Below are 22,515 nucleotides of genomic sequence, written 5' to 3'. Positions count from 1 at the left end.
AATATTTTGTTGATAATGGCCATGCTGCGATTCGATGACCTGCAACTGTTTGTCCGCGCCGCCGACCTCGGCAGCCTGTCCGCCGCTGCGCGGGTCATGGACCTGTCGCCCGCCGTGGCCAGCGCGGCGCTGAAACGCATCGAAGCGCAACTGGGCGCACGCTTGCTGGCGCGCTCCACGCGCAGCCTGCGCCTTACTGCCGAGGGCGAGCATTTCCTGGAGTATGCGCGGGCGGCGCTGGGCAGCCTTGAGGAAGGGCGCCAGGCCCTGGCGCGCAGCCAGGAGCAGGTCAGCGGCGTGATCCAGTTGTCGGCACCCTCGGACTTCGGCCGCAACGTGCTGTTGCCCTGGCTCGACGACCTGCAGCGCGAGCACCCGGGGTTATCGGTGCGGCTGCTGCTGGGCGACCGTATCGCCGATCTGTTCCGCCAGCCCGTGGACCTGGCCCTGCGCTACGGCGAACCGGAGGACTCCAGCCTGGTGGCCTTGCCCATCAGCCCCGACAACCGCCGCGTGCTGTGCGCGTCCCCCGGCTACGTGGCGGCCCACGGCCAGCCGATGCAGGTGGAGCAATTGGCACAGCATAATTGCCTGCTGTTCATGCTGGGCGGCCGCGTGCATGACCACTGGCGCTTCACCGACGGCAAGCGCGAGCTGGCCCTGACCGTGACCGGCGATCGCTTCAGCGACGACGCCGACGTGGTGCGCCGCTGGGCACTGGCGGGTGTTGGCATTGCCTACAAGTCCTGGCTGGACGTGGCGGCGGATGTGCTGGCAGGCCGCCTGTTGGTGCTGATGCCACACCTGGTGGGTGAGCGCACGCCATTGAACCTGCTGTGCGGGCACCGGGCGCAATTGAGCAAGTCGGTCAACTTGTTGCGCGATACCTTGCGAAAAGGATGTACCGGACTGTCCAGAAGTTATCCGGGGGCGTAGTTAAAGTGGACTTTTATTGCCAGTTTTTTGCACTCGTGCTGTAGGTATTTACTACCAGGCAATAAAACAAGTGTGCTGCTTGTACCCGAGGAAAGCGTTGCCATTACTCACCTGTGAATCAACGGGCGCAAGTTTCAATGGGTTTATTTCCGGATGCAATATGGTTCTGGTCTGCCTACACAGCGCACCCGCCGAAGGCGTTTCGTGTCTTATACCTAGTTGTACAAATTCGTACGATTATAATAACTGGGCAGCCATTGCCACCGAGAGAGGACAGCCTTGGAGCAGAGTGCCTCGTTCATTTGAGCGGCAGCCTTTTTTGTGAATAACTTGCTCACATAATAGTCTGGAGTTTATCGGCTTTTGGCACTTGTAACCTCTTTCGTTGGAGCTGTTTCAGTGATCGCTGACCTCAGCGGTCAAATAGACGAATGTTTCGACAGGGAGTTATTACATGGAACTTGCACCGAGCATCAGCCAAATCGCCATGCTATTGGCCGACCCCAAGCGCAGCGCCATGATCTGGGCATTGATCGACGGCTCTGCGCGCGGGTCCGAAGAACTGGCCAGGCTCGCGGGGCTGACCCCTTCCTCGGCCAGCGCGCACCTGGCCCGCCTGGCCGCCGGCGGCCTGCTGAAACTGGAGGCACGCGGGCGCAAGCGCTTTTTCCGTCTGGCAACCCCGCAGGTCGGTACCGCCGTGGAAGCGCTGGCCAGCGTCTGGGCGGGGCGCGCGGACATACCGGCCGGGCTGGCGCTGGAAAGCCTGCCACCGACGCCGCCGTCCATGCGCCGGGCACGTTTATGCCACGACCACCTGGGGGGCGAATTGGCCGCCGAACTGCTGCAGCGACTGCTCGCCGCCGCCTGGCTGGAGCAGCATGACCGGCGCCTGGAAGTCACGCAGAAGGGGATAGAGCAATTGGCCGCCCAAGGCATCTACTTGCAGGCACTTGCGCGCCAGCAGGACCATGCCGTGTGCACCTGCTGCGACTGGAGCAACAGTAGACCGCACCTGGGTGGCGCGCTGGGTGCCAGCCTGCTCAGGCTGTTCCTGCAATCGGGGTGGCTGCGCATCAGTGACGAGACCCGGGTGCTGCAGGTGACCCAGGCGGGCGTGCGCGAGATCGGCAAGATAGCCTGCGAGGTGGCATTGCCCGACGTGGTTTAGCTCACTTTCCGCCACGGCGCCCGCAGCCCAGAGCTGTCGGCGTCGTTCACAGCGGCGGCAGGGGTCGCTGTCAGACATCGCCGGCCATGGCGATCACGCACACTCGGTGCAAGCCTACAGCATCGAGGAGCCGCCCATGCCCACCCATCGTTTCAGCGCCGCGGAGCGCCTGGAAAGGCTGCCCATCAGCGGCTACCACCGGGTGATTTTCATCGTCATTGCCCTGGCCTTCCTGTTCGACTCCATGGACCTGGCAATGATGACCTTCCTGCTGGGCTCCATCAAAGCCGAGTTCGGCCTGAGCAGCGCCCAGGCCGGGGTGCTGGCCAGCGCCAGTTTCTTCGGCATGGTGGTGGGCGCGTCGCTGTCAGGCATGCTCGCCGACCGTTTCGGCCGCAAGCCGGTGTTCCAGTGGAGCATTGTGCTGTGGGGGCTGGCCAGTTACCTGTGTTCCACCGCCCAGCACCTGGACAGCCTGACGTTGTTCCGGGTATTGCTGGGCTTCGGCATGGGCATGGAGTTTCCCATTGCCCAGTCGATGCTGTCGGAACTGGTACCGGCGCGCCAGCGGGGGCGTTATATCGCCTTGATGGACGGTTTCTGGCCGCTGGGCTTCGTCGCCGCCGGCGTGCTGTCGTACTGGCTGCTGCCGCTGATCGGCTGGAGGGACATCTTCCTGGTGCTGGCGGTGCCGGCGGTGTTCGTGCTGGCGGTGCGCTTTTGCATTCCCGAGTCGCCGCGCTGGCTGGAGCACTCGGGCCGGCACGACGAAGCGGATCGGGTGCTCAAGGGCATCGAGGCCAAGGTCCAGCGTTCCCTGGGCGGCGGGCCACTGCCCGAGCCCGTGGCCATGCCCCGGCAGCCGGCGGCCGCCAACGGTTTTTTCTCGGCGTTCGCAGCCCTGTGGTCGCCGCTCTATCGCCAACGCACGGTGATGATCTGGAGCCTGTGGTTCTTCGCGCTGTTGGGCTTCTACGGGCTGACTTCCTGGCTGGGGGCGCTGTTGCAGCAGTCCGGTTTCGCGGTGACGCAGTCGGTGTATTACACCGTGCTGATTTCCCTGGGGGGCATCCCGGGTTTCCTGATGGCGGCCTGGCTGGTGGAGCGCTGGGGGCGCAAGCCTACCTGTGTGGTGACCTTGCTGGGCGGCGGGGCCATGGCGTTCGTCTATGGGCAGAGCGCGGTGTTTGGCGGCAACGTCGGTTTGCTGATCGGCTCGGGGTTGCTGATGCAGTTCTTCCTGTTCGGCATGTGGGCGGTGCTCTACACCTACACGCCTGAGTTGTACCCCACTTCTTCGCGGGCCACGGGCTCGGGGTTTGCCTCGGCCATTGGCCGGGTGGGGTCGTTGCTGGGGCCGATGGTCACCGGGCTGGTGTTTCCATTGACGGGGCAGGGCGGGGTGTTCGCGCTGGGGGCGGCATGCTTTGCCCTGGCGGCGCTGGTGGTGTGGCTGTTCGGCGTGGAAACCCGCGGCCGCACCCTGGAGGAGTTGACCGAAACCCCGTAGCAGCTGCCGCCAGGCTGCGCTGGCCCTCGAGTACACTGAAGATCTTCAGCGTGGAGCAGGGCCAGCGCAGCCTTCGGCAGCGGCTACAGTCGATTTGCGTAGCGTCCGTCAGGCGGAGGGGAGTCCGTCAGATCACGGTTTGACCAGGCGGGCGTCCAGGCTGTTCTGCGCCAGGCGTTTGGCCTGGTCCTGGGTCATGCCCAAATCCTTGTACAGCGCGTGGAAGTTCTCGGTCACGTAGCCGCCGAAGTAGGCCGGGTCGTCCGAGTTCACGGTGACCTTCACGCCACGCTCGAGCATGTCGAGGATGTTGTGCTGGCTCATGTGGTCGAACACGCACAGCTTGGTGTTGGACAGCGGGCACACGGTGAGCGGGATCTGCTCGTCGATGATGCGCTGCATCAGGCGTTCGTCCTCGATGGCGCGCACGCCGTGGTCGATACGCTGGATTTTCAGCAGGTCCAGGGCTTCCCAGATGTACTCGGGCGGGCCTTCTTCGCCGGCGTGGGCCACGGTCAGGAAGCCTTCGCCACGGGCGCGGTCGAACACGCGCTTGAACTTGCTGGGCGGGTGGCCCATTTCCGAGCTGTCCAGGCCCACGGCCACGAACGCGTCACGGAACGGCAGGGCCTGGTCCAGGGTTTTCTCGGCTTCTTCTTCGCTCAGGTGGCGCAGGAAGCTGAGGATCAGGCCGCTGCCGATGCCCAGTTGCTCGCGGCCATCCTTCAGCGCGTGGGTGATGCCGTTGAGCACCACTTCGAACGGGATGCCACGGTCGGTGTGGGTCTGCGGGTCGAAGAACGGCTCGGTGTGAATCACGTTCTGCGCCTTGCAGCGCTGCAGGTAGGCCCAGGTCAGGTCGTAGAAGTCCTGCTCGGTGCGCAGCACGTCGGCGCCCTGGTAGTACAGGTCGAGGAATTCCTGCAGGTTGTTGAAGGCGTAGGCCGCCCGCAAGGTTTCCACGTCGTTCCACGGCAAGGCGATCTTGTTGCGCTCGGCCAGGGCGAACAGCAGTTCGGGTTCCAGCGAACCTTCCAGGTGAAGGTGCAGTTCTGCCTTGGGCAGGGCGTTCAGCCAATCGTACATAAAGGTGTCTCTTAAGGTGCAATGGGCCGCATTCTACAGAGGTTATCGCCCGTTGGAGCGATAACCTGACCAGCCGGTTCAGATCGCCTCGGCCTGCTCGCGCCGGTAGGCGTAGGTGTCGGCGAAGCGCGACAGCAGGAAATCCGCGCAGGTGGTGGGCGGGTATTTGGCCGGGTTGCCGATGCCCTGGCAGCCGGGCAGGCACTCGATGCGCGTGTCGGGGTGGGGTTCGGCGAAGAACGGCATGGAGTAGCGGTCGATGCCCAGCGGGCTGATCACCCGGTGCGGGGTGGAGACGTACTGGTCGTTGCTCCAGCGCGCCATCATGTCGCCCAGGTTGACCACGAAGGTGCCGTCGATGGGCGGCGCGTCTATCCACTGGCCATCGACGTTGCGCACCTGCAGGCCGCCGGCGCTGTCCTGGTACAGCAGGGTGATGCAGCCGTAGTCGGTGTGGGCGCCGGCGCCCTGCTGCTCGGGGGAGCTGGCGGTCTGGCGGGGTGGGTAATGGATCATGCGCAGCACGCTGACCGGATCTTCGAAGCGCTGGTCGAAGAAGTCCTCGTCGATGTCCAGGGCCAGGGCAATGGCGCGCAGCAGGGTCTGGGCCAGGGCCTGCATGTCCTGGTAATGGGTTTCCATCAGCGTTTGCCAGCCCGGCAGTTGCGGGTGGCGGTTGGGCCCGCGCAGGGGTTTTTCCGCCAGCACGTCCGGGTGCTCGGCCGGCAGGTGCAGGCCCATGTCGAAGGTTTCCTTCAGGTCGCTGGGCAGGCTGGGGTCCAGCTGTTCGGTGGCGATGGCGCCGTAGCCGCGGTGGTGGCGGGTCTGGGTGATGTCGATGCTCAGCTTGTCCGCCAGGGGCTGGGCGAAGAAGGTCTTCGCCGCCTGTTGCAGCGCCTCGATGCGCTGCGGGCTGATGGGGTGGCCCTTGATGTAGAAGAAGCCCCACTGGCGGCAGGCGCGGTCGATGGCCTGGGCCACGCCCAGCCAGCCGTCGCGGTCGGCGGCGTACAGCGGGGCAATGTCGATGATCGGAAGTGTGTCCATCTGCTGGGTCCTGTGGGGCCGCCACCGGGGCGGCCCGCTTCATTGTTATTGGGGCAGCTTGGCGCTCAGGCCTTCCACGTAGTAGTTCATGCCGGCAAGGTCAGCCAGGGTGGCGGAGCTGCCGGCGGGAATTTTCAGCACGCCGGCCTGGTCCTTGATGGGGCCGGTGAAGGGCTGGAACTCGCCGCTCTTGATGCTGGCGATCAGCTTCTCGGCCTCGGCTTTCACGTCGGCGGGGACGATGTCGCTGATCGGCAGCTCGACGGTGCCGTCCTTAAGGCCACCCCAGTAGTCTTCCGACTTCCAGCTGTGGTCGATGACGTGCTGGGTGGTCTGGGTGTAGTACGGGGTCCAGTTGTTGACGATGGACGTCAGCACGGCCTTGGGCCCGAAGTGCGCCATGTCCGAGGCGTAGCCCACGGCGTAGACACCGCGGCGTTCGGCGGTCTGGATGGGCGCGGGGCTGTCGGTGTGCTGGAAGATCACGTCGGCGCCCTGGTCGATCAGGGCGTTGGCGGCGTCGGCTTCCTTGCCCGGGTCGAACCAGGAATTGACCCACACCACTTTCAGCTCGGTGCCGGGGTTGTACTTGTTCAGGGCCAGCTGGATGGCGTCGATGTCGCGGATCACCTCGGGGATCGGGAACGAGGCCACGTAGCCGATCTTCTTGGTCTTGGTCATCTTCGCCGCCAGGAAACCGCCCACGTAGCGGCCTTCATAGGTGCGGGCCAGGTAGGTGCCCAGGTTCTTGCCCTGCTTGTAGCCGGTGGCGTGCTCGAAGATCACGTTGGGGAACTGCTGGGCGACCTTGGCGGTGGGGTTCATGTAGCCGAACGAGGTGCTGAAGATCAGGTCGTATTTGTCCTTGGCCATGTTGCGGATGACGCGCTCGGCGTCGGCGCCCTCGGGCACGTTTTCCACGTAGGTGGTGTTGATCTTGTCGCCCATCTTTTCCATCAGTTGCTTGCGGGCCAGCTCGTGCTGGTAGGTCCAGCCGTGGTCGCCGATGGGGCCCACGTAGACGAAACCGATCTTCAGCGGGTCGGCGGCGCTGACCGCCAGGCTGGTGGCCAGGCCGATAGCGGCGGCCAGTGTCCCCAACAGCGTCTTCAACGGGCGTGTGTGCATGTGTGGCGAAGCTCCATGTTGTTGTGTGTGCAGCAGGCCAATGCAAAAAATTGACCAACAGGACAAAAAAGCCTTCGCGCCCCTGTAGCCGCTGCCGCCAGGCTGCGCTGGCCCGCATTGCAACGTTGAAATCCCAGGTGTACGACGAGGCCAGCGCAGCCTGGCGGCAGCGGCTACGGGTTGGCGTAGTGCATGGGCCGGCAACCTCTGCTTTGTACTGGTGCGAAGGAAACCATCTGCCCCGGTCTACAGTCACTACACAACGAGCCAAACGCCGGGCGCCCCGATGCTGACCTTATTCAAGCAAGAGAAATACCTGCTGCTGGCGTTGATCGTCACCTGCGCGGCCTACCCGCTGGAGCCGTGGCTGATGGGCCATGGCCACGGCGTGGCGCTGCTGGCCGGCATCGTGCTGGTGGTGGCGGTGGTGTGCGCCTCGGTGCAGGTGGCCCAGCACGCCGAGCTGCTGGCGGAAAAGGTCGGCGACCCCTACGGCACCATGATCCTGACCCTGTCGGCGGTGCTGGTGGAGGTGGTGATCCTGGCGATCATGATGAGCAACGAGGCCTCGCCGACCCTGGTGCGCGACACCATCTATTCGGCGGTGATGCTCGACATCAACGGCATCCTTGGCCTGTGCGCGCTGATGGGCGGCATCAAGCATGGCGAGCAGGTGTACAACGACGACTCCGCGCGCTCCTACGGGGTGATGATCATGACCGCCATGGGCATTTCCATGGTGGTGCCCGAGTTCATTCCCGAGGCGGATTGGAAGCTGTATTCGGCCTTCACCATTGGCGCCACGGTGATCCTCTACACGGTGTTCCTGCGCATGCAGGTGGGGCCGCACAGTTACTTCTTCAGCTACAGCTACCCGAAGAAAAAACGCCGCCAGGGCGCGGATGCGCAACCGCTGCCGGTGAGCCTGCCACTGTCGATTGGCACCTTGGTGTTCGGTGTGTTCGTGATCGGCGCGTTGGCCGAGGTGATGTCCAAGACCCTGGACTATGGGCTTGAGGGCAGCGGCGCGCCGCCGGTGCTGATGGCGATCATCGTCGCCGCCATCTCGGCGGCGCCCGAGATTCTGACCGCCCTGCGCGCGGCCCTGGCCAACCGCATGCAGTCCACCGTCAACGTGGCGCTGGGGGCGTCGTTGTCGACGGTGATCCTGACCGTGCCGGTGATGGAGGCCATGGCGCTGTACACCGGGCAGCCGTTCCACATGGCGCTGACCCCGGTGCAGACGGTGATGATCGCCATCACCCTGGTGGTCAGCGCCATCAACCTGAACGACGGCGAGACCAACGCGATCGAGGGCATGACCCACTTCGTGCTGTTCGCCACGTTCATCATGCTGGCGTGCTTGGGGCTTTAGCGGTGCCTGCATCGCGAGCAAGCTCGGCTCCTACGGGTGCCTGCATCGCGAGCAAGCTCGGCTCCTACGGAATCAGGCGCCGCCAAGCAACGCCGCAGCGGCCTGGCGGTGATCGGCGATCAACCCCTGCACATCCAGCCCTTCGACCTGCCCATCGATCACCCGCCATTCGCCGCCCACCATCACCCGGTCGGCTTTGTCCGCCGCGCACAGCAACAGCGCGCTCAGCGGGTCATGGCTGCCGGAAAAACGCAGTTCGTCCAGTTTGAACAGCGCCAGGTCGGCCTGCTTGCCCACTGCCAACTCGCCAGTGTCATCGCGCCCCAGCAGCCGCGCCGAACCGCGGGTGGCCCAGCCCAGCACGCCCTCGGGGGTGATGGCCTTGGCGCCGTAGCGCAGGCGCTGGATGTACAGGGCCTGGCGCGCTTCGAGGATCATGTTCGAGGCATCATTGGACGCCGAGCCGTCTACGCCCAGGCCCACCGGCGCGCCGGCGGCCAGCAGGTCGAGGGTGGGGCAGATGCCCGAGGCCAGGCGCATGTTCGAGGTCGGGCAATGGCAAATGCCGGTGCCCGCCGCGCCCAGCCGGGCGATTTCGTCGGGGTTGAAATGAATGCCGTGGGCCAGCCAGGTGCGCGGGCCCAGCCAGCCGACGCTGTCCAGATAGTCCACGGTGCGCAGGCCGAAGCGCTGCAAGCAGAAGTCTTCTTCGTCGAGGGTTTCCGCCAGGTGCGTGTGCAGACGCACGTCCAGTTCCTCGGCGAGTTTGGCGCTGGCGCGCATGATTTCCGGGGTGACCGAGAACGGCGAGCAGGGCGCCAGGGCGATCTGCACCTGGGCGCCGGCGCCGCGCTGGTGGTAGCGCTGGATCAGCCGCTGGCTGTCGGCCAGGATCACTTCGCCCTGTTGCACCGTCTGCTGCGGCGGCAGGCCGCCATCGGCCTCGCCCAGGCTCATGGACCCGCGGGTGAGCATGGCGCGCATGCCCAGCTCGCGCACCACCTCCACCTGCACGTCGATGGCCTGTTCCAGGCCGTCCGGGAACAGGTAATGGTGGTCGGCGGCGGTGGTGCAGCCCGACAGCAGCAGCTCGGCCAGCGCCACCTTGGTGGCCAGCGCCAGTTTTTCCGGGGTCAGCCGTGCCCATACCGGGTACAGGGTCTTGAGCCAGGGGAACAGCGGCTCGTTGACCACCGGCGCCCAGGCGCGGGTCAGGGTCTGGTAGAAGTGGTGGTGGGTGTTGATCAGCCCCGGCAGTACCACGTGCTCGCGGGCGTCGAACACCTGCTGGCAGGGTTGCGACGGTTGCTGGCCGGCGGCCAGTACTTCGCTGATCAGGCCGTCTTGCAGCACCAGGCCGCCACGGCCGTCGAGGTCGTTGCCGGTGAACAGGGCCAGGGGGTGCTTGATCCAGATACGGGGTGCGGGCATGAGCCGGCTCCTCTGTCAGTTGATTGAGGTAAGCCAGCTCAGTGATTGCCCTGTCTGCTGATCCAGGGGCGCCGTCAGGCGCGTGGGCATATTACCAAGGGATGGTCTCGCCGCGATAGTTCACGAAGTGATGGCCGCCCTTGCCGGCGTAGGCGTTGACCTGGTCGATGAGCCCGCGGGTGCTGGTCTGCACGTCGATTTCCGCGCCTTCGCCGCCCATGTCGGTCTTCACCCAGCCGGGGTGCAGGCTGAGCACGGTCAGCGCGGTGTCGCCCAAACTGCCGACGAAGGTGCTGGTCATGGAGTTCAGCGCCGCCTTGCTGGCCTTGTACAGCGCCAGTTCCGGCGCATCTGGCATGGTCACGCTGCCCAGCACCGAACTCATGAAGGCGATCACGCCGCCCTGGGGCCGGACCTGGTCCTTGAAGTGGTTGGCCAGGCGAATCGGCGCCACGGCGTTGGTGTAGAACAGCGCGCCGATGTCCTCGGGGCTGACCTTGTCGACGCCCTGGTCGTTGGGGCCCTTGACCCCGGCGTTGACGAACAGCAGGTCCCAGGTCTGGCCCTGCAGCGTCTGCGCCAGCGCCGCCAGCTGGCCGGCGTCATCCATGTCCAGCTTCTCGATGCGCACGCCCGGTACCGCTTGCAGCGCGTCGGCGGTGCGCAGGTTGCGCACCGTGGCGGTGACGTTCCAGCCGTCCTCGCGCAGGCGCTGCACCAACCCCAGGCCCAGGCCGCGCGAAGCGCCGATGATCAATGCGTTCTTGCTCATGATGGATGTCCCTTGGCAGGCAAAGAGCATCAGCATACACCGCCACCACACACATCCCGTAGCAGCGGCCGCAGGCCGCGTCCGGGCCTACCGCCCCGGCTGCCACGGCTGCCCCAGCGACACCGGCGCATACAACCGCGTGCGCACGCCATCACGTGACAGCAGCACCAGCACCACGATGGTCGCCACGTACGGCAGCATCGCCAGCAGGTTCGACGGAATCGACAGGCCAACCCCCTGGGCCACCAGGTGCAGGATGCTCGCCAGGCCAAACAGGTAGGCGCCCAGCAGCACGCGCCACACCCGCCAGCTGGCGAACACCACCAGCGCCAGGGCAATCCAGCCGCGGCCGGCGCTCATGTTTTCCGCCCACATGGGCGTGTATGCCAACGACAAATACGCCCCGGCCAAGCCGGCCATGGCGCCGCCGAACAACACCGCCAGGGTGCGCACGCGCAGCACCGGCAGGCCCATGGCGCTGGCCGCGTCGGGGTTTTCGCCCACGGCCTGGATGATCAGGCCCACCCGGCTTTTCAGCACCACCCAGGCCACCAGCGCGAACAGCGCGAACGACAGGTACACCAGCAGGTCCTGGGCGAACAGCATGCGGCCGATCAGCGGAATGCTGCTCAGCACGGGGATCGCCACCGGGTCGAAGCCAGTGAGCGGCTTGCCCACCCAGCCGGCACCGACAAAGGTCGACAAGCCCACGCCGAAAATCGTCAGCGCCAGGCCGGTGGCCACCTGGTTGGCGTTGAACACCAGCGCCACCAGGGCGAACAGCGACGACAGCAGCATGCCGGCGACCATCGCCAGCACCACGCCCAGCCACAGGTTGCCGCTGCTGAAGGCGACGATGAAGCCCACCACCGCACCGAACAGCATCATGCCTTCCTGGCCCAGGTTGAGCACGCCGCTCTTTTCACAGATCAATTCGCCCAGGGCCACCAGCAGCAGCGGCGTGCCGCAGCGCACCATGGCGAAGAGAATGTTACCCAGCAGATCGATATCCATCACAGCGCTCCTGCGGTGGCGACCGCGGTGGTACGGCGGGCCCAGCGCACGTTCAGGCGCGGGCGGTAGAGAATCAGCACGTCACAGGCCAGCAAAAAGAACAGCATCAGGCCCTGGAACAGTTCGGTGATGGCCTGGGGCAGGTTCATCGCCATCTGCGCGTTCTCGCCGCCCAGGTACAGCAGCGCCATCAGCAGGCTGGAGAACACGATGCCAATAGGGTTCAAGCGGCCAAGAAAGGCCACGGTGATCGCCGCGTAGCCATAACCGGGCGACACCTGCGGCACCAGTTGGCCGATTGGCCCGGTCACCTCGCACACCCCGGCCAGGCCCGCCAGCGCACCGCTGACCAGCAGCGCCAACCACACCAGGCGTTTCTCGCGAAAGCCGACGAAGCCGGCGGCGCGCTGATCCAGGCCCAGTACCTTGATCTGGAAACCCAAAAAGCTTTTCTGCAGCAACACCCACACCGCCACCAGCGCCAGCAGGGCGAAGTACAGCCCGGCGTGCAGGCGCCCGCCCTCGAACACCAGCGGCAGGCGGCTGGCGTCGCCGAACATGGCCGACTGCGGGAAGTTGAACCCGGCGGGGTCGCGCAGCGGGCCGTGGACGAAATACAGCAGCAGGTTCAGGGCGATGTAGTTGAGCATGATGCTGGTGAGGATTTCATTGGCGTTGAAGCGTGTGCGCAGCCAGGCGGTCAGCCCGGCCCAGGCGGCACCGGCAAGGGTGCCGGCCAGCAGCACCAGCACCAGCGCCCAGCGGCTGTCCACGCCGATGATGCTCACCGCCACGGCGCTGCCGCCCAGGGCGCCGATCAGCAGCTGGCCTTCGGCGCCGATGTTCCAGATGCGCGCCTGGTAGGCCACCGCCAGCCCCAGGGCGCACATCAGGATCGGCAGCGCCTTGACCAGCAGTTCGCTGACGCCGTACAGGTCGCTGATCGGCTCGATCAGCAAGGTATGCAGCGTTTGCAGCGGGTCATGCCCCAGGGCGATGAACAGCAGCGAGCCACAGCCCAGGGTCAGCAGCGCGGCCAGCAACGGCGAGCACCAGAGCATCAGGCGTGACTGCTGGCCGCGGGGTTCGAGGGAAAGCAACATGGAAGGCTCCGTTAACCGGCCAGGGCAGGGGTGGGGGATGGAAGGTCAGCGAAGCGCCCGGCCATCCAGCCGCCCAGTTCCACCTGGGTGGTCTGCGCGGTGGCTTGCAGGGCGCTGAGGCGGCCGCCGCTGAGGGCGCCAAGGCGGTCGCTGATCTGGAACAGTTCATCCAGGTCCTCGGAGATCACCAGGATCGCCGCGCCGGCATCGCGCAGGGCAATCAGCGCGCGGTGGATGGTGGCGGCCGCGCCCACGTCCACGCCCCAGGTGGGGTGCGCTGCTATCAGCAGGCGTGGCTGTTGGAGAATCTCGCGGCCGAGGATGAATTTCTGCAGGTTGCCGCCCGACAGGCTACGGGCGGCGGCCTGGGCGTCCGGGGTTTTCACCGCGAAGCGGCGGATGATTTCGTCGGCCAGGGCCAGCACCTTGCGGGTGTGCACCATGCCCTTGCTCACCAGCCCTTGCTGGAAAGCGGTGAGCAGGGCGTTGTCGGCCAGGCTCATGTCCGGCACGGCGCCGTGGCCCAGGCGCTCGGCCGGCACGAAGGCCAGGCCGCGGGCGCGGCGTTGGTCGGGGCGCAGGTGGGCCACGGGCTCGCCATCAAAGCTGATGGTAGCCGGCTGCTTCAGGCGCTGTTCGCCACTGAGCAGGGCCAGCAGTTCGTCCTGGCCGTTGCCGGCCACGCCGGCGATGCCGACGATTTCACCGCTGCGCACCTGCAGGCTGACGCCCTGCAGCGAGCAGCCGAACGGGTCGGGGTTGCTCCAGTTCAGTTGGGTGACGCTGAGGAACGGCGCGCCGCCCTCGGCTTTCGGGTACTGCGCCACCAGGCCCTCGGCGTCGCCGACCATCAGCCGCGCCAGTTCCAGGTCGCTGCGCTCGGCCGGTACGCAGTGGCCCGACACCCGTCCACCGCGCAGCACCGTGGCACTGTGGCACAGGGCGCGCACCTCGCCCAGCTTGTGGCTGATGAACAGAATGCTGCAGCCCTCGGCGGCCAGGCGGCGCAGGGTCACGAACAGGTCGTCGGCCTCCTGTGGGGTGAGCACCGAGGTGGGCTCGTCGAGGATCAGCAGGCGGATGTCCTGCATCAGGCAGCGCACGATCTCCACGCGCTGGCGCTCGCCAATGGACAGGCTGTGCACCAGGCGGTCAGGCGCCAGCGGCATGCCGTAGCGCGCCGACACCTCGCGAATCTTCGGTTCCAGCTGCGCCGGCGTCTGCCCCGGGCCCATGGCCAGGGCGATGTTCTGCGCCACTGTCAGGGTCTCGAACAGCGAGAAATGCTGGAACACCATGCCGATGCCCAGCTGGCGCGCCTGGGCCGGGTTGCGCAGGCGCACCGGCTGGCCCTGCCACAACACGCTGCCGCTGTCGGCCTGGGTGACCCCGTAGATGATCTTCATCAGGGTACTTTTGCCGGCGCCGTTCTCGCCCAGCAACGCGCGGATCTCGCCGGGCTGCAGGCTCAGGTCAATGCTGTCGTTGGCCAGGCAGCCGGGGTAACGCTTGCTGATCGCGCGCAATTGCAGGCGCGGGGTGTTCGCAGGGTTGGACATGACAGGCTCGGTTGGAATGGGACGCTGGTGCATAAGCAATTTCCTGGCCAGTGAGTCAGGAAATGCGTGGCGCCTGCGTTTCCGCGGTTTTCGCCGTGGTGCAAGGGCACCAAGCCAGGGCGGCGCAGGGAGGAGCGCATCGAAATCGTGCTGGTTAAAAAATGATCAGCTGCCTGTGCAGGCCGTGCAGCCTGCGGCTGGCGCAGGCTTGCACGGCTTATCCACAGACTGCTCCACAGTTTTTGTGCGCAAGGGGAAAGCGCGGGTATAAGCCCGGGCGGGCTATGTTCGAACGGCGATAACTGTGCATAAGTGTTTGAACGGGCGTCGTTTTCCGCTGTGGATAAGGCAATTGGTCAAATAACGTACAGAAGTCTGCAGGCCTTGAATCACAAGGGCTGGCGCTGATTGCGCAGAGCTTATCCACAACCGGGTGCACAGTAGATGTGGGCAGTTTTGCCCGAAAGGGCGCGCGTCGGGGCCATGACGCCGGCCCCTGTAGCAGCGGCCGCAGGCCGCGTCAGGGCCATGACGCAGCCTTCGGCAGCTGCTACGGGGTAGAGGGGAGTTCCAGGAGGATGCGGCCGCGGCTCAGGTCGGCCAGTTGCTGCTGCAAGCGCGCCACGTGCTCGCGGCCCAGGGCCAGTTGCAGGTCGACGCCGTTGGCGGTGAAGTCCTCCTGCACCACCAGCCCGTCCAGCTCGGCCAGGCGCAGTTTCACCAGGGCCAATTCGCTGAAGCTGCACGAGCAGGTCACCGCGATGCGGCTCACCAGCACGCGTTTTTCCGCCTGCTGCAGGCACTTGTTGGCGCCGCCCCCATAGGCGCGGGCCAGGCCGCCGGTGCCCAGCTGGATGCCGCCGTACCAGCGAATCACCAACACCACCACCTGGTCGCAATCCTGCGCCTCGATGGCCGCCAGTATCGGCCGGCCCGCTGTGCCGCCTGGCTCGCCGTCATCGTTGCTGCGGTACTGCTCGCCCAGCTTCCAGGCCCAGCAGTTGTGGGTGGCGTCGGGCACGCTGTGCTGGTCGAGAAACGCCTGGGCGTCGGCCACGCTGGCGATGGGCGCGGCGAGGGTGATGAAGCGGCTCTTGCGGATCTCTTCACGAAATTCGCAAGGGCCGAGCAAAGTCGAGGGCATTCAGGGCAGATCCGCGCAAACAGTCATTGGACAGGGGTGAGGCCACAGCCTTTGAGGATTATACGGGTCAATTGCTCGCCGGCTTCCTCGAAGTCCTGCTTGGTCAGGCGCGTGCGGCCGGTGACGCGGCAGATCTGCGTGGCGAAGTCGGCGTAGTGCTGGGTGCTGCCCCACAGCAGGAAAATCAGGTGCACGGGGTCTACCGGGTCCATCTTGCCGGCGTCGATCCAGGCCTGGAACACCCCGGCACGGCCCTGGAACCAGGCGCGGTAGTCCTGGCTGAAGTATTCGTTCAGGCACTGGCCGCCGCTGATGATCTCCATGGCGAAGATGCGCGAGGCCTGCGGCTGGCGCCGCGAGAACTCCATTTTCGCGCGAATGTAGCGGGTCAGCGCCTGGGCCGGGTCATCGTCCACGGTCAGGGTGTTGAAGGTGCTGTCCCACAGTTCGAGGATGTTGCTCAGCACCGCGATGTACAGGCCCAGCTTGTTGGTGAAGTAGTAGTGCAGGTTGGCCTTGGGCAGCCCCGCCTTGAGGGCGATGGTGTTCATGCTGGTGCCCTTGAACCCGTGGCGGGCGAACTCGTCCTCGGCAGCCTGGATGATGGTCTCTTCGTTCTTCTGACGAATACGGCTGGCAGGTTTGCCGGAGGCGTGGGCGCTGTGCGCGGGGACTTCGAGGGTCATGGGCGGTTCCGAACAGATCGTGTGGGTGCATCGTGATGCGTTGATAACGCACCCACGTGATCCAGACAAGGCCTGGCGCCGAAAACCTTCAAACGCGAGTTTCAAGTCCTTCGCTTTCAACCGCCGGCATAGTGGCCACGGGCTTGCCCTCGGGCAGCAGCAGGCACATCACCAGGGCAGTGATGCCGCCGCTGGTGATGGCCGAATCGAACAGGTTCTGCACCAGCTTGGGCAACAGGTGCAGCAGGGTTGGCTGCGCCGCCACGCCCAGGCCGACGCCGAACGAGGTGGCAATGATCAGCATGTTGCGCCGGTCCAGCGGGCCCTGGGCCAGGATGCGCACGCCGGCGGCGGCGACGCTGCCGAACATCACCAGAGTGGCACCGCCCAGCACCGGCTTGGGAATCTGCTGCAGCACCGCGCCAATCACCGGCACCAGGCCCAGCAGGAACAGGATCGCGCCGATGTACAGGCCCACGTAGCGGCTGGCCACGCCAGTCAGCTGGATCACGCCGTTGTTCTGGGCGAAGGTGGTGTTGGGGAACGCGCTGAAGGTAGCGGCCAGCATGCAGCTGAAGCCGTCGCCCAGCACGCCGCCCTTGAGCCTTGCAATGTAGGTGGGGCCGCTGATGGGCTGGCGCGAGAGCATGCAATTGGCGGTCAGGTCGCCGACTGTCTCGATGGTGCTGATGAGGTAGATCAAGGCCACCGGGAAGAACGCCGCCCAGTCGAAATTGAAACCGAACTTGAACGGGATCGGCAGGCTGACCAGGGGCAGTGGCGGCAGCGCCTGGGGCACCAGTTTGCCGGTAAACCAGGCGGCGATGCTGCCCACTGCCAGGCCGATGATGATCGCCGACAGGCGCACCCACGGCGTGCTCGAGCGGTTGAGCAGGATGATCACCAGCAGCACGAACGCGCCCAGGGCCAGGTTGCCGGGGGCGCCGTAGTCCGGCGCGTTGAAGCCGCCGCCCAGGTCGGTCATGCCCACCTTGATCAGGCTGATGCCGATCAGGGTGATGACGATGCCGGTCACCAGCGGCGTGATCACCCGGCGCAGCTGGCCGATGAAGCGGCTGAGCACGATCTGCACGGCGGCGCCGAAGAAGCACACGCCGAAGATCATCGCCATGATGTCCTCGGGGCTGCCGCCGCGCTGCTTGACCATGAAGCCGGCGGACAGCACCGCGCCGAGGAAGGCGAAGCTGGTGCCTTGCAGGCAGATCATGCCGGCGCCGATGCCGAACGGCCGACGGGCCTGGATGAACGTGCCTACGCCGGACACCATCAGCGCCATGCTGATCAGGTAGGGCAGGTGCTCGGTCAGGCCCAGGGCCGAACCGATGATCAGCGGCGGGGTGATGATGCCGACGAAGCTCGCCAGCACGTGCTGCAGCGCGGCCAGCACGGCGGCCATGGGGTTGGGGCGATCATTCAGACCGTAGATCAGTTCGTTGGGCGACGATGATTCTGGTGGCATGGGAAGCTCTCGGCACGGGGCGTGTATCGGATGACACGTCCTGTTGCAAAAAGCTGTCCAACTGCTCAGGTTTGAAATGGGTGTTTAACCTGTAGCCCTTGTAAATCAAAGGATTAAAAGTTTTTACGGCCGCTTTGACGAGGTTCCAACTGCACTCGGTTGCTAGCAACGTGCACTAGCGTGTGGCCGCCAGGCTTTCCAGGAAGCTCTCCAGCACCAAATGTGGGCGCCTGCCCTTGCGCGTCACCCACGACAGGCTCAGGTCATAAAACCGGCTGTCCGGTTTCAGCGCGCGTAGCCGCCCTTGCTGCACCCAGAAACTGGCGTAGTGGTCGGGCAGGTAGCCGATGAAACGCCCGGTGAGGATCAGGAACGCCATGCCCTCGCGGTCCGAGGCGCTGGCGGTGCAATGCAGCGCCTGGTAGTGCGCCTGGATATCGGCCGGCAGGCGGAAGGTTGGGGCGATGGCGTCCTGGGCGTTCAGGCGCGCGTCGTCCAGGTCGGCGTCGGCGGCGTAGAACAGCGGGTGGCCCACGGCGCAGTACAGCAGCGAGCGCTCGCTATACAGCGGTGCGTATTCCAGCCCCGACAGCGGGCTGGCCTGGGGCACCACGCCCACGTGCAGGCTGCCGTCGAGCACGCCTTGTTCCACCTGGCTGGGGGCGATCATGCGGATCTGGATGCGCACGTCCGGGCCGCGGTCCTTGAGCTGGGCCAGGGCATGGGTGATGCGCATGTGCGGCAGGGTCACCAGGTTATCGGTGAGGCCGATGTTCAGCTCGCCGCGCAGGTGTTGGTGCAGGCCGTTGACCTCGGTGCGGAAGCTTTCGATGGCGCTGAGCAGTTGCAGCGCCGAGTGGTACACCTCACGGCCTTCCTCGGTCAGCGAAAAGCCGGCGCGGCCGCGTTGGCACAGGCGCAGGCCGAGGCGCTGTTCCAGGTCGCTCATCTGCTGGCTGATGGCCGAGCGGCCGATGCCCAGCACGTTTTCGGCTGCGGAAAAGCCGCCGCACTCCACCACGCTGCGGTAGATTTTCAGCAGGCGAATGTCGAAATCGCTGACCTGCGCCAGGGGATCGGGACGTCGGCTCATAGTTTAGTCATCGCCTAACCAAAGATTGGAAAAACAGGATTTTCCAGACTTTATCGCCGTGACAACGTAGCTGCAACAACACTCGTTACTTCCGATTCGAGGTCTTGCACGCATGAACTTGCCCGAAAACGCTCCGCACGGAATCGCCAGCCAGCTGAAACTCGACGCGCACTGGATGCCCTACACGGCCAACCGCAGCTTCCAGCGCGACCCGCGTATCATCGTCGCCGCCGAAGGCAGCTACCTGACGGACGACAAGGGCCGCAAGATCTACGACAGCCTGTCCGGGCTGTGGACCTGTGGCGCCGGCCACACCCGCAAGGAAATCCAGGAAGCGGTGGCGCGCCAGTTGGGCGTGCTGGACTACTCCCCGGCGTTCCAGTACGGCCACCCGCTGTCGTTCCAGCTGGCCGAGAAGATCACCGAGCTGACCCCCGGCGAGCTGAACCACGTCTTCTACACCAACTCCGGTTCCGAGTGCTGCGACACCGCGGTGAAAATCGTGCGTGCCTACTGGCGCCTGAAAGGCCAGGCCACCAAGACCAAGCTGATCGGCCGCGCCCGTGGCTACCACGGCGTGAACGTCGCCGGCACCAGCCTGGGTGGCGTGAACGGCAACCGCAAGATGTTCGGCCAATTGATGGACGTCGATCACCTGCCGCACACGCTGTTGGCCAGCAATGCCTTCTCCAAGGGCGCGCCGGAAGAGGGCGGTATCGCCCTGGCCGATGAAATGCTCAAGCTGATCGAGCTGCACGACGCCTCGAACATCGGCGCGGTGATCGTCGAGCCCATGGCCGGTTCCGCCGGCGTGCTGCCGCCGCCCAAGGGGTACCTCAAGCGCCTGCGCGAGATCTGCACCCAGCACAACATCCTGCTGATCTTCGACGAAGTGATCACCGGCTTCGGCCGCACCGGCAACATGTTCGGTGCCGACACCTTCGGCGTCACCCCGGACCTGATGTGCATCGCCAAGCAGGTCACCAACGGCGCCATCCCCATGGGCGCGGTGATCGCCAGCACCGAGATCTACCAGACCTTCATGAACCAGGCCACGCCCGAGTACGCGGTGGAATTCCCCCACGGCTACACCTACTCGGCCCACCCGGTGGCCTGCGCTGCTGGCCTGGCCGCACTGGACCTGCTGCAGAAGGAAAACCTGGTGCAACAGGCCGCCGAACTGGCGCCGCATTTCGAAAAAGCGCTGCATGGCATCAAGGGCAGCAAGAACGTCATCGACATCCGCAACTTCGGCCTGGCCGGCGCCATCCAGCTGGCCCCGCGCGACGGTGATGCCATCGTCCGCCCTTACGAGGCCTCGATGAAGCTGTGGCAGGCAGGTTTCTACGTGCGCTTCGGTGGCGACACCCTGCAGTTCGGGCCAACCTTCAACGCCAAGGCCCAGGACATGGACCGCCTGTTCGATGCCGTTGGCCAGGCGCTGAACGCGATCGACTGATCCCCTCTTTATATAGGAAGCGGCACGCGCCGCTTCCTGGCATCTATTCCAGGAGTTTCACATGAGCAGCATTCAGCACCTGATCAACGGTGATCTGGTTTCCGGCGGCGACCGCACCGCCGACGTCTACAACCCATCGACCGGCCAGGTTATCCACAAGCTCCAGCTGGCCGACCTGCAAACCGTGCAGCAAGCCATCGACTCGGCCAAGGCCGCATTCCCGGCCTGGCGCAACACGCCGCCGGCCAAGCGTGCCCAGGTGATGTTCCGCTTCAAGCAACTGCTGGAGCAGAACGAAGCCAAGATCTCCCAGCTGATCAGCGAAGAGCACGGCAAGACCCTGGAAGACGCAGCCGGTGAACTGAAGCGCGGTATCGAGAACGTCGAGTACGCCAGCGCCGCGCCGGAAATCCTCAAGGGCGAGTACAGCCGCAACGTCGGCCCGAACATCGACGCCTGGTCCGACTTTCAGCCCCTGGGCGTGGTCGCCGGCATCACCCCGTTCAACTTCCCGGCCATGGTGCCACTGTGGATGTACCCGCTGGCCATCGCCTGCGGCAACTGCTTCATCCTCAAGCCGTCCGAGCGCGACCCAAGCTCCACCCTGTTCATCGCCCAGCTGCTGTTGGAAGCCGGCCTGCCGGCTGGCGTGCTGAACGTGGTGCACGGCGACAAGGTGGCGGTGGACGCGCTGATCCAGGCGCCGGAAGTCAAAGCCCTCAGCTTCGTGGGTTCCACGCCGATTGCCGAGTACATCTATAGCGAAGGCACCAAGCGCGGCAAGCGCGTGCAAGCACTGGGCGGCGCCAAGAACCACGCCGTGTTGATGCCCGACGCCGACCTGGACAACGCCGTCAGTGCGCTGATGGGCGCGGCCTACGGTTCCTGCGGCGAGCGCTGCATGGCTATCTCGGTAGCCGTGTGCGTGGGTGACCAGGTGGCGGATGCCCTGGTGGCCAAGCTGGTGCCACAGATCAAGGCGCTGAAAATCGGTGCCGGCACCTCCTGCGGCCTGGACATGGGCCCGCTGGTCACTGGCCAGGCCCGTGACAAGGTTGCCGGTTATGTCGAAGACGGCGTGCAGGCTGGCGCCAAGCTGGTGGTCGATGGCCGCAGCCTGGTCGTGCCGGGCAATGAAGACGGCTTCTTCCTGGGCGGCTGCCTGTTCGACAACGTCACCCCTGAAATGCGCATCTATAAGGAAGAGATCTTCGGCCCGGTGCTGTGCATCGTGCGGGTGAACAGCCTGGAAGAGGCGATGAAGCTGATCAACGACCATGAATACGGCAACGGCACCTGCATCTTTACCCGTGACGGTGAAGCGGCGCGGCTGTTCTGCGACGAGATTGAAGTGGGCATGGTCGGCGTGAACGTGCCGCTGCCGGTACCGGTGGCGTACCACAGCTTCGGCGGCTGGAAGCGTTCGCTGTTTGGCGACCTGCATGCCTATGGCCCGGACGGTGTGCGCTTCTACACCCGCCGCAAGGCAATCACCCAGCGCTGGCCGCAGCGGGCCAGCCACGAGGCGTCGCAGTTCGCGTTCCCCAGCCTCTAAGGTTGTAGCGTGAGAAAAGGGCGGGCCGCAAGGCCCGCCTTTTTGTTTCACTACAAATCTCCATTAGTACCACCAAGGCGTCCCCGGGAGATGCCACTGACATAACTGGCCCGAAACAAACGGGTAGCACCGGCCGCAGGCCGGGTCGCGCCGCGCGGGCGGCGCTCGATGCCATGAGGCATGAACCTCTCCCGACATGCACCTGGTGGCCCTGATGCGGTCACCGGCGGGGATGCTTTTGATCTATATGGCATTTCTGTGAAAACAACGCTTGACGCCCCCGCAGATCTCTCTATAATTCGCCCCACTTCCGGCGCAACCGAAACGGAAAACTCCTTGAAACTCAACGAGTTAACCGAAGTAAGCAGTTCCGAAGGGTTTCGATATCAACGTCGAAAGCGGTGAAAAAGGCAGTTGACAGCAACGCAAGTTGCTGTAGAATTCGCCTCCCGCTAACGAGAGATCGAAGCGAGCCAAGTGGTTGAAGTTGTTAGGGATTCTCTGAAAAACTTCAAAATAAACGCTTGACAGGCTCTGAGGAAGGCGTAGAATGCGCGCCTCGGTTGAGACGAAAGAATCAACCAACCGCTCTTTAACAATTGAATCAAGCAATTCGTGTGGGTGCTTGTGACTCAGACTGATAGTCAAAAAGATTATCAGCATCATAAGTTACTCCACGAGAAATCATGGTTTAACCAACGATTGCTGAGCCAAGTTTATAGGGTTTTCTCAAAACCCGATTGCAGTATTGAACTGAAGAGTTTGATCATGGCTCAGATTGAACGCTGGCGGCAGGCCTAACACATGCAAGTCGAGCGGATGAAGAGAGCTTGCTCTCTGATTCAGCGGCGGACGGGTGAGTAATGCCTAGGAATCTGCCTGGTAGTGGGGGACAACGTTTCGAAAGGAACGCTAATACCGCATACGTCCTACGGGAGAAAGCAGGGGACCTTCGGGCCTTGCGCT

At 64.9% G+C, this 22,515-nt stretch carries 18 protein-coding genes and 1 rRNA gene; 7 read left to right on the top strand and 12 right to left on the bottom strand.

Annotated elements, in window-relative coordinates; all coding sequences use genetic code 11:
- Positions 1–21: 21 nt before the first annotated feature.
- The 3 genes from AC0Z2B_RS00095 to AC0Z2B_RS00085 all read left to right on the top strand — a co-directional run bounded on the left by AC0Z2B_RS00095 (position 22) and on the right by AC0Z2B_RS00085 (position 3,617).
- Complete coding sequence (locus tag AC0Z2B_RS00095; RefSeq protein WP_476294695.1) at positions 22–936, top strand: LysR family transcriptional regulator; 915 nt, start codon at positions 22–24, stop codon at positions 934–936.
- A 454-nt stretch (positions 937–1,390) separates the two neighbouring features.
- Positions 1,391–2,107 (top strand): ArsR/SmtB family transcription factor, encoded by a 717-nt coding sequence (locus AC0Z2B_RS00090; RefSeq protein ID WP_476294694.1) that lies wholly within the window; start codon positions 1,391–1,393, stop codon positions 2,105–2,107.
- Positions 2,108–2,243: 136 nt separating this feature from the next.
- Entirely contained in the window at positions 2,244–3,617 is a 1,374-nt protein-coding gene (locus AC0Z2B_RS00085; protein ID WP_476294693.1) for an MFS transporter, read from the top strand.
- A gap of 132 nt (positions 3,618–3,749) precedes the next feature.
- Here the strand turns inward: AC0Z2B_RS00085 and AC0Z2B_RS00080 are convergent, their stop codons facing one another.
- The 3 genes from AC0Z2B_RS00080 to AC0Z2B_RS00070 all read right to left on the bottom strand — a co-directional run bounded on the left by AC0Z2B_RS00080 (position 3,750) and on the right by AC0Z2B_RS00070 (position 6,878).
- Positions 3,750–4,703, bottom strand: coding sequence for an adenosine deaminase (locus AC0Z2B_RS00080; protein WP_416422279.1), 954 nt, complete (start codon positions 4,701–4,703; stop codon positions 3,750–3,752).
- A gap of 78 nt (positions 4,704–4,781) precedes the next feature.
- Positions 4,782–5,750 carry a 2-oxoglutarate and iron-dependent oxygenase domain-containing protein gene (locus tag AC0Z2B_RS00075; RefSeq protein WP_476294692.1) on the bottom strand — a complete coding sequence of 323 codons (969 nt, stop codon included), beginning with the start codon at positions 5,748–5,750 and terminating at the stop codon, positions 4,782–4,784.
- 45 nt (positions 5,751–5,795) lie between these two features.
- Positions 5,796–6,878, bottom strand: a complete 1,083-nt coding sequence (locus tag AC0Z2B_RS00070) for a BMP family ABC transporter substrate-binding protein (protein WP_416422281.1) — start codon at positions 6,876–6,878, stop codon at positions 5,796–5,798.
- Positions 6,879–7,164: 286 nt separating this feature from the next.
- On the opposite strand from AC0Z2B_RS00070, the gene AC0Z2B_RS00065 reads away from it, so the two are divergent.
- Positions 7,165–8,253: a calcium:cation antiporter gene (locus AC0Z2B_RS00065; protein ID WP_476294691.1), complete on the top strand. Its 1,089-nt coding sequence runs from the start codon at positions 7,165–7,167 to the stop codon at positions 8,251–8,253.
- Positions 8,254–8,325: 72 nt separating this feature from the next.
- Here the strand turns inward: AC0Z2B_RS00065 and AC0Z2B_RS00060 are convergent, their stop codons facing one another.
- From AC0Z2B_RS00060 to AC0Z2B_RS00020, 9 genes are all read right to left on the bottom strand, one after another.
- Positions 8,326–9,684, bottom strand: coding sequence for an 8-oxoguanine deaminase (locus AC0Z2B_RS00060; protein ID WP_476294690.1), 1,359 nt, complete (start codon positions 9,682–9,684; stop codon positions 8,326–8,328).
- A gap of 91 nt (positions 9,685–9,775) precedes the next feature.
- Entirely contained in the window at positions 9,776–10,456 is a 681-nt protein-coding gene (locus tag AC0Z2B_RS00055) for an SDR family oxidoreductase (RefSeq protein ID WP_476294689.1), read from the bottom strand.
- An 87-nt stretch (positions 10,457–10,543) separates the two neighbouring features.
- The gene (locus AC0Z2B_RS00050) at positions 10,544–11,470 is read right to left on the bottom strand and encodes an ABC transporter permease (protein WP_416422285.1); all 927 of its coding nucleotides are present in this window, start codon (positions 11,468–11,470) and stop codon (positions 10,544–10,546) included.
- Positions 11,470–12,573, bottom strand: a complete 1,104-nt coding sequence (locus AC0Z2B_RS00045) for an ABC transporter permease (protein ID WP_476294688.1) — start codon at positions 12,571–12,573, stop codon at positions 11,470–11,472. The genes AC0Z2B_RS00050 and AC0Z2B_RS00045 overlap by 1 nt, the downstream gene beginning before the upstream one ends.
- 11 nt (positions 12,574–12,584) lie before the next feature.
- The gene (locus tag AC0Z2B_RS00040) at positions 12,585–14,132 is read right to left on the bottom strand and encodes an ABC transporter ATP-binding protein (RefSeq protein ID WP_476294687.1); all 1,548 of its coding nucleotides are present in this window, start codon (positions 14,130–14,132) and stop codon (positions 12,585–12,587) included.
- A 550-nt stretch (positions 14,133–14,682) separates the two neighbouring features.
- A complete protein-coding gene (locus AC0Z2B_RS00035) occupies positions 14,683–15,276 on the bottom strand; it encodes an IMPACT family protein (RefSeq protein ID WP_476294686.1) in 594 nt (197 codons plus the stop codon).
- 23 nt (positions 15,277–15,299) lie between these two features.
- The gene (locus AC0Z2B_RS00030; protein WP_416422289.1) at positions 15,300–15,962 is read right to left on the bottom strand and encodes a TetR/AcrR family transcriptional regulator; all 663 of its coding nucleotides are present in this window, start codon (positions 15,960–15,962) and stop codon (positions 15,300–15,302) included.
- A gap of 88 nt (positions 15,963–16,050) precedes the next feature.
- Positions 16,051–17,442: a uracil-xanthine permease family protein gene (locus AC0Z2B_RS00025; RefSeq protein WP_476294685.1), complete on the bottom strand. Its 1,392-nt coding sequence runs from the start codon at positions 17,440–17,442 to the stop codon at positions 16,051–16,053.
- 175 nt (positions 17,443–17,617) lie between these two features.
- Complete coding sequence (locus AC0Z2B_RS00020; protein ID WP_416422291.1) at positions 17,618–18,535, bottom strand: LysR family transcriptional regulator; 918 nt, start codon at positions 18,533–18,535, stop codon at positions 17,618–17,620.
- Between the two features lie 112 nt (positions 18,536–18,647).
- Here AC0Z2B_RS00020 and aptA point away from each other — a divergent pair, with 112 nt between their 5' ends.
- From aptA to AC0Z2B_RS00005, 3 genes are all read left to right on the top strand, one after another.
- Positions 18,648–19,994: an omega-aminotransferase AptA gene (aptA, locus tag AC0Z2B_RS00015; RefSeq protein WP_416422292.1), complete on the top strand. Its 1,347-nt coding sequence runs from the start codon at positions 18,648–18,650 to the stop codon at positions 19,992–19,994.
- A gap of 61 nt (positions 19,995–20,055) precedes the next feature.
- Positions 20,056–21,549, top strand: a complete 1,494-nt coding sequence (locus AC0Z2B_RS00010) for a CoA-acylating methylmalonate-semialdehyde dehydrogenase (RefSeq protein ID WP_027979577.1) — start codon at positions 20,056–20,058, stop codon at positions 21,547–21,549.
- A 750-nt stretch (positions 21,550–22,299) separates the two neighbouring features.
- Positions 22,300–22,515: ribosomal RNA gene (locus tag AC0Z2B_RS00005) — 16S ribosomal RNA — on the top strand; the annotation flags it as partial.

This window comes from Pseudomonas sp. GYB4201 (assembly GCF_056312595.1).
The sequence above is the reverse complement of the archived record's forward strand: the minus strand, read 5'-3'. Positions and strand labels throughout refer to the sequence as shown.

Excerpts from the sequence above, each read along its gene's own strand:
- AC0Z2B_RS00095 (WP_476294695.1), top strand. The coding sequence starts at position 22 with ATGCTGCGATTCGATGACCTGCAACTGTTTGTCCGCGCCGCCGACCTC.
- AC0Z2B_RS00090 (WP_476294694.1), top strand. The coding sequence starts at position 1,391 with ATGGAACTTGCACCGAGCATCAGCCAAATCGCCATGCTATTGGCCGAC.
- AC0Z2B_RS00085 (WP_476294693.1), top strand. The coding sequence starts at position 2,244 with ATGCCCACCCATCGTTTCAGCGCCGCGGAGCGCCTGGAAAGGCTGCCC.
- AC0Z2B_RS00080 (WP_416422279.1), bottom strand. The coding sequence starts at position 4,703 with ATGTACGATTGGCTGAACGCCCTGCCCAAGGCAGAACTGCACCTTCAC.
- AC0Z2B_RS00075 (WP_476294692.1), bottom strand. The coding sequence starts at position 5,750 with ATGGACACACTTCCGATCATCGACATTGCCCCGCTGTACGCCGCCGAC.
- AC0Z2B_RS00070 (WP_416422281.1), bottom strand. The coding sequence starts at position 6,878 with ATGCACACACGCCCGTTGAAGACGCTGTTGGGGACACTGGCCGCCGCT.
- AC0Z2B_RS00065 (WP_476294691.1), top strand. The coding sequence starts at position 7,165 with ATGCTGACCTTATTCAAGCAAGAGAAATACCTGCTGCTGGCGTTGATC.
- AC0Z2B_RS00060 (WP_476294690.1), bottom strand. The coding sequence starts at position 9,684 with ATGCCCGCACCCCGTATCTGGATCAAGCACCCCCTGGCCCTGTTCACC.
- AC0Z2B_RS00055 (WP_476294689.1), bottom strand. The coding sequence starts at position 10,456 with ATGAGCAAGAACGCATTGATCATCGGCGCTTCGCGCGGCCTGGGCCTG.
- AC0Z2B_RS00050 (WP_416422285.1), bottom strand. The coding sequence starts at position 11,470 with ATGGATATCGATCTGCTGGGTAACATTCTCTTCGCCATGGTGCGCTGC.
- AC0Z2B_RS00045 (WP_476294688.1), bottom strand. The coding sequence starts at position 12,573 with ATGTTGCTTTCCCTCGAACCCCGCGGCCAGCAGTCACGCCTGATGCTC.
- AC0Z2B_RS00040 (WP_476294687.1), bottom strand. The coding sequence starts at position 14,132 with ATGTCCAACCCTGCGAACACCCCGCGCCTGCAATTGCGCGCGATCAGC.
- AC0Z2B_RS00035 (WP_476294686.1), bottom strand. The coding sequence starts at position 15,276 with ATGCCCTCGACTTTGCTCGGCCCTTGCGAATTTCGTGAAGAGATCCGC.
- AC0Z2B_RS00030 (WP_416422289.1), bottom strand. The coding sequence starts at position 15,962 with ATGACCCTCGAAGTCCCCGCGCACAGCGCCCACGCCTCCGGCAAACCT.
- AC0Z2B_RS00025 (WP_476294685.1), bottom strand. The coding sequence starts at position 17,442 with ATGCCACCAGAATCATCGTCGCCCAACGAACTGATCTACGGTCTGAAT.
- AC0Z2B_RS00020 (WP_416422291.1), bottom strand. The coding sequence starts at position 18,535 with ATGAGCCGACGTCCCGATCCCCTGGCGCAGGTCAGCGATTTCGACATT.
- aptA (WP_416422292.1), top strand. The coding sequence starts at position 18,648 with ATGAACTTGCCCGAAAACGCTCCGCACGGAATCGCCAGCCAGCTGAAA.
- AC0Z2B_RS00010 (WP_027979577.1), top strand. The coding sequence starts at position 20,056 with ATGAGCAGCATTCAGCACCTGATCAACGGTGATCTGGTTTCCGGCGGC.